Genomic DNA, 11,564 nt, shown 5'->3' with positions numbered 1-11,564 from the left:
TACTTGAATAGAAGGGTTAATTGTCTCCCGTCCGGCGTTATTCCCCTACTCCCGGGGCCGGCGGAACCGCTCCAGCTCCAGGGACCGGCCGAACTACTCCCGAGGCCAGCGGAACACGACCGGCCGCCGGGCCCGGGGTTCGCGCGAGGGATTTTCCGGCCGGTCGGCGTACACGCGCCAACGCTCGACCGACCTCAGGATGTCCAGGCCGATCCGCTCCAGGAGCGCCCCTCCCCTGACCAGCCGCCGTCCGACGGGCCCGTCGAAGCCGACCGCCTCCGCCGCCGCCATCGCGGCCCGTCCCGCCTCAAGTGTCTGGCCCGCGCTGATCACGATCGAGTGGTACCAGCTGTCGTCGTCGACCACGTAGACGTCACGACGCCGCCGCGGATCGCGCTCGCGCCGGATGAACCCGTGCTGGAGCAGGTAGTTCACGGCCACGGAGACGGAGGCCGGGCTGATCTTCAGCCTGCGGGTCAGTTCGGCGGCGGTGCGCCTGCCCTCCTCGGACATCATCAGGTCGAGGTGCACGCGCGCCATCATCCTCGGCAGCCCCGTCCTGACCGCCATCTCGATGATCTCCTCCTCCCTGGCGTCACCCGGCGACCCGGTCGCGCGCGGGGGCGCCGGGGTGCCGCGCCGCGCCCGCTGGGCCGTCGCCAGGTGCGCCTCCTGGGGCCGGTAGTCGCCGGGGCCGCCGTTGCGGGCGATCTCCCGGCTGATCGTCGAGGTCGGCCGGTCGAGCCGCCGGGCGATCTCGGCGTAGGAGAGGCCGTCGGTGAGTCCGGTGGCGATGCGCCTGCGTTCCTGCTGGGTCAACCGTCCGCCTGGCATGCCGTCAGTATTGCCTTCGCCTCCATTCATTGCAACGATCGATTGCATTCGACCCCAGCGTCATTGCACCAATTTATCGCGATTTACCTGGGCAAATGCATTTCGAATGATTGACAGTCATTCCTGATGCAACGTAGCTTTCAAGATGTATCGAACACGTACTATCGCGAGGTGAGGAATGGCAATGGAACACACCGTCACAGCACTGCCGACCGCGCGTCAGTCCGGCTGTCCGTTCGACCCGCCCAAGGAGCTGACCGAGGCCCGCGCGCACAGCCCCATCAGCCGCCTGACCTTCGCCGACGGGCACCAGGGCTGGCTGGTCACCGGCTACGACCTGGTCAGATCCATCCTGGCCGACCCGCGCTTCAGCTCCCGCAGGGAACTCATGCGCCACCACCCGCTGATCGACTACGGCGACGTCGAGACCCCTCCGGCGGCACCGGGCGAGTTCCTTCTCATGGACGAGCCCCTCCACGGCCGCTACCGCAAGCCGCTCGTCGGCAAGTTCACCGTACGGCGGATGCGGCAGCTCACCGAGCGCGTCGAGCAGATCACCGCCGACCACCTGGACGCCATGGAGAAGGCCGGTCCCCCGACGGACCTGGTGACCGCGTTCGCCAAGCCCATCCCCGCCATGATGATCTGCGAACTCCTCGGCGTGCCGTACGAGGACCGGGGGTCCTTCCAGTCGCAGGTCGAGTCGCTCATCAGCGGGCAGGTCGGCGACGACGAGATGCTCACCGCCTACACCTCCGTCCAGCACTATCTCGCCGAACTGGTGACCGCCAAGCGCGCCGACCCCACCGACGACGTGCTCAGCGACCTCGTCGACGGCGACTTCACCGACGAGGAGCTCCGGGGGATCGGCTTCCTCCTGCTGGCCGCCGGACTCGACACCACCGCCAACATGCTGGCCCTGGGCACCTTCGCGCTGCTGCGCAACCCCGCGCAGCTGGCCGCGCTACGCGCCGACCCCGCCCTCACCGACCGGGCCGTCGAGGAACTCCTGCGCTACCTGTCCGTCGCCAAGCAGTTCTACCGGGTCGCCCTTGAGGACGTGGAGGTCGGCGGACACACCATCACGGCCGGGACCATGATCATCCTGGCCTACCACGCCGCCAACCGCGACCCCCAGCGCTTCGCCGACCCCCACCTGCTCGACCTGCGCCGCGACGACGGCGGCCACCTGGCCTTCGGCCACGGCATCCACCAGTGCCTGGGTCAGCAGCTCGCCCGCGTCGAGATGCGCGTCGCCTTCCCGGCGCTCGTCAACCGCTTCCCCACGCTCCGCCTGGCCGTACCGGCCGAGGAGGTCGGCCTGCGCCCGGAGGCCGCCGACATCCATGGGGTCACGAGCCTCCCGGTCACCTGGGACGTGTGATCACGACATGAACACGAAGGGCATGACCACCAGGAACACGTACACGATGAAGACCACCGCGTACAGCAGGCCCGCGAGGGCGGGCCGCCGGTGCCACCAGGGCAGCTCCAGGCGCGGGTAACGGCTGATCACCTCGCGGAACGACAGGTCGTCACGGCTCACGACGACGCCGTTCTGCTTCCAGACCCGAAGCAGCCCGTCGGGCCAGTCGCTCTGCCACAGCACCCGCGCGACGTCGTCGGCGTTCGTGCTGATGATGATCCAGGGCGTCGGTTTCGTGGCCATCGGGTTCATGACATTGACGTAGTGCACGTTGGTGATCGTGGAGCGGGAGAGCTGCCACCCTTTCCCGTTCCATCCCACGTACCGCAGCGTGTCGCCGTCAACGACCAGGCGCATCGTCCGCCCGCGCCGCAGCAGATACACGATGCCCCAGACGGCGGGCACGCCCAACAGGATCACGAACGCGGGCAGGGCGAGCAGCCCGAGGCCCCCGTTGACGGTCGATCCGTTGATCATCCGTAGCAGCAGGAACACCAGCCCGATGAGCAGCAACGGGATCGACGCGGCCATGGCGACCAGCCATCCCGGCCGCTGAGGACGTAAGACCACAGCGTCAGACCGGCCCGGGGAAACATCAGTCATAACGGAAATCATCTGTCACCGCAGAATCAGCGTCCATCGCAATGGACCAAACCCCTGAGCAGGAAATCGTCTTGTTGAATCAGGCGGAAAAATAACGGCATATGAACGTGGCCGTATCCCGGTGCACGGAAATCCGTCGGGTCCCGCATTTCTCCGCCCGGTGATCGTCGGGCTCAGGCGTCGCGGCGGCGCAGTACGAGGTAACCGCCTCCGAGGGAGAGGACGACCCACAGCACGAGAACGCCCATCCCCGTCCAGGGACCGAGGTCGCGGCCGAACCTCGGATCGCCCGGCGGGCCGGTGAGGTGCATGATCACCGCAGCCGCCTGGTCGGGGAGATACTGGGTCACGGCCTTGAGGCCGGGGACGTTCCCGAGCCCCTGCGAACCGAGGAACAGCAGCGGCATCAGGATCGCGAGCGGCCCCGCCGAGCCACGCAGCATCGTCGCGACCCCCATGGCGAACACGCAGATCAGCGCCAGGTACAGCCAGGCCCCGACGACCGCCTGCGGCACCCCCGCCGCGCCGAACGAGGTGCGGTACGGCCCCAGCCCCGCCTGCGCGGCGACGAAGGCCGCCACCACCGAGAGCGCCGAGACGCCCAGGGCCGTCAGCAGCGCGGCCAGCACCTTGCCCGTGTAGAACAGGCCGCGACGCGGCACCGCCGTCAGCGAGGCCGTGATCGTCCCCGAGGTGTACTCGCCACCGACCACCAGCACGCCGAACACCACCAGGGGAAGCTGGCTCAGCGTGAGGCCGTAGAAGGTGATGAACAACGGGTCGAACCTGCTCTGCATCTCGCTCGACATGCGGGTGAAACCGTTGGCGGTGCTCGCCCCGACGAGATACGCGAGAACGGCGCTGAGCACGAACGTCAACGGCAGGACGAGGACCGTCGAACGCAGCGACCAGATCTTGGCCCATTCCGCGGCCACGGCCGCCCGGATCGCCGCCGCCCGGGATGTCTCCGTCATGGCGCTCACCGCCGCCCGGCTTCGGTTCGGGCACCGGCTTCGGCACCGGTGAGCCTCATGAAGGCCTCCTCAAGGGAGGGCGACTGCGTGCTGACCTCGTGCAACGTCACACCGTTGGCGGCGGCCAGCTCGCCGAGCCCGGCGGCCTCGACGCCGTGGACCTCAAGGGAGCCGTCCTCCGCCGTCCCCGCCTGGATCCCGGCCATGGCCAGCGCCTCGCGCATCCGCCCCGGCTCCGGGGTGCGCAGCCGTACGTGGGAGCGGGCGTTGTCCTCGACGAACCGCCGCACGGTCGTGTCGGCGAGCAACCGGCCCCCGCCGATGACCACCAGACGTTCGGCGGTCAGGGCCGTCTCCCCCATCAGGTGGCTGGAGAAGAAGACCGTCCTGCCCTCCGCGGCCAGGGTCCTCAGCATGCCCCTGATCCACAGGACCCCCTCGGGGTCCAGCCCGTTGACCGGTTCGTCCAGCAGCAGCACCGGAGGGTCACCGAGCAGGGCGGCGGCGATGCCGAGCCGCTGGGTCATGCCGAGGGAGAGGGAGCCCGCCCGCTGACGCGCCGCGCCGGTGAGCCCGACCGTCTCCAGGACCTCCCCGACCCGCCCCCGGGGGACGCGGTTGGTCCGGGCCAGCCACAGCAGGTGGTCGAAGGCGGTGCGGCCCGGGTGCACGGCCGGCGGCGACAGCACGACCCCCACCCGCCGCAGCGGCTCGGGAAGCCGCCGGTACGGCACGCCGTCGAAGAGGACCCGCCCCGCGCAGGGGTGGTCGAGGCCCAGCATCAGCCTCATCGTGGTGCTCTTGCCCGCGCCGTTGCGGCCCAGGAATCCGGTGACGTGACCGGGTTCGACCGTGAAGGACAGGTCGTCGACGACCGCCCTGCCCCGGTGTCGTTTCGTGAGATTCCGTACTTCGATCACCCGTTCAGGCTAGGAACGGGGCAGGCCACGCACAGTCCTCGAAAGTCTCCGGTCCCGACGACGAAAGTCGCGCACGACCACGCATAGCCTGCTGGGCATGGGCCGACACCTCATCGCCGCCGCCGTGGTCGTCGTGGACACCGTGCTGTTCCTCTCCGCGCACCGGTCCTGGGCCGTCGTGGCGTACGCCCTGGCGACGGTGCTGGTGGTCGTGCTGCGCACGCGGAGCCCGGTCGCCGCCTTCGTCGCGGCCCTGGCGCTCGCCTCGCTGAGCGGCGGCTCCTACATCCTGCTGCTGTGGAGCGCCTACCAGGCCGGGCAGGAGGTCCTCTCCCGCTCCGGCGTGGCGGTGGTCGCCGGTGCCGGTGCGGGGGGCCTCGCCGTACGGCTCGCGGCGGGACCGTTGACCCCGCAGGCGGTCGGCACCCTGCTGTCCACCTACCTCGTGTTCGTGGCGCTGCCGCTGCTCGTCGGTCTCTATCTCGCGCAGCACCGGCGGCTGGTCGCGGCCCTCGACCAGAGCAACCGGCAACTGCGGCTGCGGCGGGACCTCCTGGCCGAACAGGAACGGCTGCGCGAACGCCTGCGGATCGCCAGGGACATGCACGACTCCCTGGGCCACCGGCTCAGCCTGGTCTCCGTACAGGCCGCCGCCCTTGAGGTCTCCGCGCTGCCCGTACGGCACCGGCAGGCCGTCGGGCAGCTGGCCGAGTCCGCGCGGGCCGCCATGCACGAGCTGCACGAGCTGGTCGGGGCACTACGCGGCGAGGAGGAGCCGTCCAGGTCTCCGACGGTCGAGGCGATCGGCACCGTGGCCGAGGAGTTCCGCCGGGCGGGCGTCCCGGTGACGTTGCGGGAGCGGGGGCGGCCGCGTCCCCTGTCCTTCGCGGCGGGACAGGCGGCCTACCGGGTGGTCGAGGAGGGGCTGACCAACGCGGCCAAACACGCCCCGCGCCAGCCGGTCACCGTGAACGTCGACTGGGAGTCGGACGCCCTGCTGCTCACGGTCGTCAACCCCCTGCCGGAGCGGCCGGAGACCGGGGCCGGGGTCTCGGAACTCGGGGGCGGGGGTCCTGAGGCCGGGGTCGGGGCCGGCCGGAGCAGCGTCTCGGGTCCTGGGAGCGGGGGTCATGGTCTTGCCGGACTCGCCGAGCGGGTACGGCCCGCCGGTGGGGTCCTGGACCACCGGCTGTCCGACGACGGCTTCCGGCTCTTCGCGATGCTCCCCGTCACGCCGCTGGAGGAGGATCCCGTCGTGGACGACCTGCCCGCCGTGGGACGGGTCCGTACGGTCGCCCTCGGCGCCGCCGTCGCGGTCCTGATGTTCGTGACACTGCCCGCGAGCCTGCTGCTGGGGGTGGTCCGGTGATCAGGGTTCTGGTGGCCGACGACGAACCGCTGATCACGGCGGGCATCCGCACGGTGCTGGAGTCCGCGCCCGACATCGAGGTCGTGGCCGAGGCGGCGAACGGCAGGGCCGCCGTCGAGGCGGCGCTCGGGCACCGCGTGGACGTCGCGTTGGTCGACGTCAACATGCCGGTGCTCGACGGCCTGAGCGCGATCGAGGAGTTGCGCGGGCTGGTGCCCGCACTGCGGACGCTGGTGCTGACGTCGTTCGGCACCGAGCCGAACGTGGTGCGGGCGCTGCGGGGCGGCGCGGCCGGGTTCGTGCTCAAGAGCTGCGCGCCGGACGAGCTGATCCGCGCCGTCAGGGCCGCGTACGGCGGCGACGCCTACCTGTCTCCCCCGGTCACCCGGCTGGTCCTGGGCATGGTCACCCCCGCCGAGGTGGACCGCAGAAGGGAGGCCGCCGAACTGCTCGGCGCGCTGACCCCCCGCGAGGACGAGGTCCTGCGGCTGCTGGCCGAGGGCATGTCGAACGCCGAGATCGGCCGTGGGCTGGCGATGAGCGAGGCGTCCGTCAAAACCTACGTGAGCCGGATCCTGACCAAGCTCAACTGCTCCAACCGCGTCCAGGCCGCCCTACTGGTCAGGGACGCGGGCCACCGCTGATTCCGGGGTGCTTCAGGGGCCGGTCAGAATCGGAGAAGCGCCGGGGCGTGGGACACAGATAGCGTGGTCATCGTGAACGGGGATTTACCCCCGACACATCACCAGATATACGCATTTGATCCAGGAGCGACCATGGCTGACTCTTCCCACCAGGGCATCAGGACCGTGCTGCATCCCGTCTCCGACCTGGCGGCGGCCAAGGCCGTCTACACCGCCCTGCTCGGAGTGGAGCCGCAGGCCGACTCCCCCTACTACGTCGGCTTCGACGTCGAGGGCCAGCACATCGGGCTGGTGCCCTCCGGACCGCAGAGCCCGGACGCTCCGGTGGCCTACTGGCACGTGGCCGACATCGAGGCGAAGCTGGCCGAGGTGACCGCCGCCGGAGCCACCGTGAAGGAGGCCGCGCACGACGTCGGCGGCGGCCGTCTGGTGGCCACCTTCACCGACCTCGACGGCAACGTCCTCGGCCTCCTCCAGGACAAGTGAGCGACACACCGGCCATGAACGACGCACCCCGCTCCCGTCTCCAGCGCCGTCACGACACCGAGCACCGGCTCGCCCACGACGTCGACCTCTGGGTGGCCAGCGCCTCGGCCGACGGCGTGCCGTACATGGTGCCGCTGTCCTTCGCCCCTTCAGCCACCGGCAGAAGCCCGAGCATGACACCTGCGACCCGGAACAACCGCTTCATCCCGTAGAGAGCCTCGTGGTCTTCGACGAGCTGGAAGCGGTTCACTGGTTCGTCTCACCCGCGAAAGGCTTGGCCGCCCCACGCAGGATGCCCCGCTCTTGTTCCAGCTCCCGCATGTGGGCCTTGAGCTGCTTGTTCCTCTCTTCCAACACGTCGCCCGAGGGTATGGGGCCAGCGGAGGTGTCCCTGCCGGTCCTGATCCCGCCGGCCGCTCGTTGCCCGCTTTTCCCCAAGCCTGCGCGGCTCGTACCCATGCTCGCGGCGTCTCGCGGCCAGCTCCAGATCCTGAGCGATCGAGGTAACCGTCCAGCCCGGCCTGGACAATGCCAGCGCCACCATGTCGGCCTTGGACTCGGGCGGATAGTTCTCCGCCGCCGCCAGGGACATCTCTTGCTCTGGACCTCAAGATCCAGCCTCCAAGGTGTCCGCATTCAAGAAATGCCTTCCAGGCCCTGCCGCAGGCCGCACACGCCCAGCCCGGCCAGCCTGTCTTCTCGGTATGAGACGGCCTTCCCGAGCGCGTCAGCGCCGAGGCGCCCGGCTGGATCGTCTCCCGGGCCGGCTGGTTGCCGGTCTACCGACTCCCGCCGTACGCACCAGACCTCAACCCGGCCAAGGGTGTCTGGTCCAGTCCACGCACCAAGCTGTTCAACTTCGCCGTCGGCGGCATCGACAACGCTCACCGCACTGACCCGGAGTGGGCTCAAACCCCTGCACTGCCGACCCGGCCTGCTGGACGGGTTCATCTCCGAACCGGCATGACTCCCGGCTTTCATGATCAGTCACCCAAACGACGCTGTCGTATCACGGGCTCTTCCACACACCTCTGTAACCGGCACCCCGGAACCCGTACTGATCTTGGCGAACGCCTCGTCCTCGCGGAGACAGACCAGCACAGGCAAGGCTTGACAGCCGGAGTCGGGCGGTCGCCTGGTGGATCTGATCCGCTTACGGTGCCGACGGACAAGTCCGATGACATAACGCAACAAATCAACGACGGCACGGTAGAACCGAATGCATAGCCTCTTGGTCCGGACATGGTGGTTGCGACCGTCACCCCTACCAGGGGTTTCTCCACATTACGAGCCGAACCCGTAACTCAAAATCATACAATGATCAGCAGCCTGTAACTAGGGGATGAAATAGGTTCATTGACACCCACCAGCCCCCTAGTTAGGATCATGACTTCCCCAGGAAAAGAAAGAGGTGATTACGAATGGGTACCAAGCCTCAGCCGGTCCGCGGCGGCAAGCAGGAGTAGGACTAGCTCCGCTCTTTTGATGCGGGCGATTCCTATGGTGTCGCCCGCACTTTTTACCCTTATGGAATGGTTGACGACGAGGCAGCGTCCCCAACCGGGACCTTGCCAATGCTGGCGTCCCCGAGATCCGTTGGACAGGAGCTTTCTGTCGCCGTCATCGCACATCACGCCGAAAGAGAAACAAGTGATCATCGAGTCTCGCGCGTCGAGCCGGTCTGCCGAGGTCGACGCCGTTGTTGAGCGCGGCCGACGCGCCGGGGCATGGCTGAAGGAACGGTTCCCTCAGGCCCGAATCTACACAGGCGGAGCACCACTGGCAGGCCTCGGGTCACCCTTCTCCGACATTGACATCTTCGTGGTACTGAACGACGACCAGTCCCGGCTGGACGAACAGCTCGACTTTGAAGGGGAGCGGCTGGACGTCGAGCACATCACCCTTAAAAACCTGTCCACGGCCATCGACGAATGCTCCGAGTTTCGCTTCTCCCGTGACGACCGCAGGCAGATGGCATTTGCCAGCCGCGCCCGGCTTGACCACCTGACCAGGTTCGCGCTGGGCGAGATACTCGCCGATGATCATGTACTGGAAACCTTGCAGCGACAGCTGGGAAGGGCCGTCGACGAATTCACCAAACTGCTGGTGGCGCGGCATTGCGTCGATGGCGCCAACCTCGCTGAGGATATCGCGGGGGCGCTGGCCAACGGGGACGCCTCTTCCGCGGATTATCTGGCCCGCGAGCAGCTGTACCGTTCGGCTGAAGCATATCTGTGCAGCAAAGGCGACCGCTATATCGGCACCAAGTGGCTGTGGGCGCGGTGGGAGCGGACGGTGGGCGACGACCTTGGCGCCGAGGTCCGAAGCTCGATACACCGCGAGCCGGGAGAGCCAAGCGGCCTTGACCGAACCAGGCGTCTGGCCCAGGACCTGGCCGTCATGGCCTCCACCGGACATGACTACCATCCCACCGCGAAGCCCCACCCCGGCACATGGGCGCGTCGCGCGGACACCGTCGTGGTTCCCACCCGCGAGGGGGCGTTACTGCTGACGCCTGGACGCGATGACGTCGCGGTCAGCTGGCAGGGAGCCCTGCTGTGGGGACTGGCCCATGGCCGGACGATGGAACAGACGACCGCACTGATGGGAGAGGCCCTCCTGAAGGCCGGCGAGTCCGCGACCGGTGAGGAGATCGCGGAGTACTGCCATGATCTAGCCGGCTACGGCGTGATGGACTTACGGTGACCGTCTCCGCGAAGCACGCAGAACGCGTCTGGAAGAACCCGAACTATCTGCGTTTCTGGTCAGGGGTCACGATCTCGGGTATCGGCTCGCAGATCACCATGGTGGCACTACCGCTGACCGCGCTGGTGACCCTGAAGGCCGACGCGGGCGATCTTGGCCTGCTCACAGCGGTCCAGTATCTACCGACCCTCCTGATCACCCCCGTGGCCGGTATCCTGGCCGACCGTTTTCCGCGCCGTCAGCTCAACATTTGGTGTGACCTCGCTCGCGGGCTTCTCCTGCTTGTCATTCCGCTCACCGCCGCCGTGCACGTGTTGAGCTTTCCCGTGCTGCTGGCTTCGGGATTCGTCCTCGGCTGCCTGAAGTCGATCGGCGACATAGCCCATCACGCGATGCTTCCCCAGCTGGTCACCGACAAGCAGCTGACGGCGGGTAACGCGGGTATCAGCGCCAGCTACTCGGTCACTGACGTGACCGGGCCTGCGATCGGCGGAGTGCTGGTCCAGGCAGTCGGCGCCCCCTTCGCGATCCTGGCCGACAGCGTGAGTTTCCTGGCTTCGGGCACTCTGCTAGCACTGTCCCGGCCCCGGCCCGACGCCGTCGCCCCGGCGGCGCGTGGACGGTGGCTGTCGCTGGTCAAGGCCGGGTTCAGCTATCTTCTCGCCGATCGTCGGCTGTTGATTCTCGCCATATGCAGCGGGGTGGCGAACATCGCCATCCAGGCTTACATGACGGCCTATGTGATCTTCGCAGTGCATGACGTCGGCCTGTCCCCCGGAGCTCTGGGCCTCGTCTACGGGGCAGGCGCCCTGGGAGGGCTGGCTGGCGCCTCCCTGGCCACCCCGATCTCTCGGCGGACCTCCCCCGGGGCCGCGATGCTCATCGGCATGGGGGCCGCGGCGGCCGGCATCCTCACCGTGGCACTTTCTGTGACACCGTCCGGCCAGGCCGCGCGGATCACAGTTGTGATCATCGGAATGATGGCCTTCGACTGCGGCTTGGGCGTTTACAACGTTCACGCGATCACCGCCCGCCAGACGCTCGCCAGACCGGAGCTCTTGGGAAGGGTCACCGCCAGCTACAGGCTGATCTCCCACGGAGCCGTTCCTCTGGGCGCTCTGCTGGGAGGGTTCTTCGCCGGGAGTTACGGCGCCACCACCGCCATCGTCGTGGCGGGAACCTTCTACCTGCTCTGGACGCTCGCCCTTCCCTTCACGCCGTTTCGCAGCCTGCTCAAACCGCTGGCGGATTCATGACGCGAGCGACTCCGGAACGGGGCACCGCGGCCCGGCCGAGAGTTCGTCGGGGATCTCGCCGATCATCCGAAGACGGACAGCCGTTGACGCTCCTCGAAATCCAGGGCCCTGGCTGCCCGCCCCCACCGTCCGCAATGAGCCTTTTCAACCTGAAGCCATAGATCACGTGCACCGCCACTTGGTCCGGGATCGACCTCTCCCACCGTAAGTGGCCGGCAGAACGTCAACACATCGTTCCATGACGACGACGAGGCCGGTGTGGTGCCCCGTTGCCGAAACGTCCTCGCCAGCAATGGACGGCTCCTATCTTCTGGCCTTGACGACGCTACGGACAAAGGCGGCACGT

10 protein-coding genes and 2 pseudogenes are annotated in these 11,564 nt (G+C 68.1%); 7 read left to right on the top strand and 5 right to left on the bottom strand.

The features are described from left to right. Positions 1–93 precede the first annotated feature (93 nt). Together ABZ470_RS22300 and ABZ470_RS22295 are read right to left on the bottom strand one after the other, a co-directional pair. Positions 94–501 (bottom strand): annotated as a pseudogene (locus tag ABZ470_RS22300) (helix-turn-helix domain-containing protein); the annotation flags it as partial. A 135-nt stretch (positions 502–636) separates the two neighbouring features. Then, positions 637–834: pseudogene (locus ABZ470_RS22295) on the bottom strand (helix-turn-helix domain-containing protein); the annotation flags it as partial. A gap of 184 nt (positions 835–1,018) precedes the next feature. On the opposite strand from ABZ470_RS22295, the gene ABZ470_RS22290 reads away from it, so the two are divergent. Beyond that, complete coding sequence (locus ABZ470_RS22290; protein WP_362913469.1) at positions 1,019–2,218, top strand: cytochrome P450; 1,200 nt, start codon at positions 1,019–1,021, stop codon at positions 2,216–2,218. Here the strand turns inward: ABZ470_RS22290 and ABZ470_RS22285 are convergent, their stop codons facing one another. From ABZ470_RS22285 to ABZ470_RS22275, 3 genes are all read right to left on the bottom strand, one after another. Then, positions 2,219–2,830 carry a hypothetical protein gene (locus ABZ470_RS22285; protein ID WP_362913467.1) on the bottom strand — a complete coding sequence of 204 codons (612 nt, stop codon included), beginning with the start codon at positions 2,828–2,830 and terminating at the stop codon, positions 2,219–2,221. Between the two features lie 206 nt (positions 2,831–3,036). Then, positions 3,037–3,837 (bottom strand): ABC transporter permease subunit, encoded by an 801-nt coding sequence (locus ABZ470_RS22280; protein ID WP_362913465.1) that lies wholly within the window; start codon positions 3,835–3,837, stop codon positions 3,037–3,039. A gap of 5 nt (positions 3,838–3,842) precedes the next feature. Further along, complete coding sequence (locus tag ABZ470_RS22275) at positions 3,843–4,757, bottom strand: ATP-binding cassette domain-containing protein (protein ID WP_362913463.1); 915 nt, start codon at positions 4,755–4,757, stop codon at positions 3,843–3,845. Positions 4,758–4,854: 97 nt separating this feature from the next. Between ABZ470_RS22275 and ABZ470_RS22270 the strand changes: the two genes are divergently transcribed. The 6 genes from ABZ470_RS22270 to ABZ470_RS22245 all read left to right on the top strand — a co-directional run bounded on the left by ABZ470_RS22270 (position 4,855) and on the right by ABZ470_RS22245 (position 11,218). After that, entirely contained in the window at positions 4,855–6,126 is a 1,272-nt protein-coding gene (locus ABZ470_RS22270; protein WP_362913461.1) for a histidine kinase, read from the top strand. Beyond that, positions 6,123–6,770 carry a response regulator transcription factor gene (locus ABZ470_RS22265; RefSeq protein ID WP_362913459.1) on the top strand — a complete coding sequence of 216 codons (648 nt, stop codon included), beginning with the start codon at positions 6,123–6,125 and terminating at the stop codon, positions 6,768–6,770. Before ABZ470_RS22270 ends, ABZ470_RS22265 begins: the two co-directional genes overlap by 4 nt. Positions 6,771–6,902: 132 nt before the next feature. Further along, positions 6,903–7,256: a VOC family protein gene (locus ABZ470_RS22260; protein WP_352014516.1), complete on the top strand. Its 354-nt coding sequence runs from the start codon at positions 6,903–6,905 to the stop codon at positions 7,254–7,256. Between the two features lie 14 nt (positions 7,257–7,270). Further along, positions 7,271–7,468: a hypothetical protein gene (locus ABZ470_RS22255; RefSeq protein WP_362913457.1), complete on the top strand. Its 198-nt coding sequence runs from the start codon at positions 7,271–7,273 to the stop codon at positions 7,466–7,468. Positions 7,469–8,906: 1,438 nt separating this feature from the next. Next, complete coding sequence (locus ABZ470_RS22250; protein WP_362913455.1) at positions 8,907–9,962, top strand: nucleotidyltransferase domain-containing protein; 1,056 nt, start codon at positions 8,907–8,909, stop codon at positions 9,960–9,962. Next, positions 9,959–11,218 (top strand): MFS transporter, encoded by a 1,260-nt coding sequence (locus ABZ470_RS22245; RefSeq protein WP_362913453.1) that lies wholly within the window; start codon positions 9,959–9,961, stop codon positions 11,216–11,218. Before ABZ470_RS22250 ends, ABZ470_RS22245 begins: the two co-directional genes overlap by 4 nt. Positions 11,219–11,564 lie beyond the last annotated feature (346 nt).

The organism is Streptosporangium sp. NPDC020072 (genome assembly GCF_040631445.1).
In the GTDB taxonomy this organism is placed as follows: domain Bacteria; phylum Actinomycetota; class Actinomycetes; order Streptosporangiales; family Streptosporangiaceae; genus Streptosporangium.
Note: the sequence above shows the minus strand (reverse complement) of the source record. Positions and strands in the feature narration are given on the sequence as shown.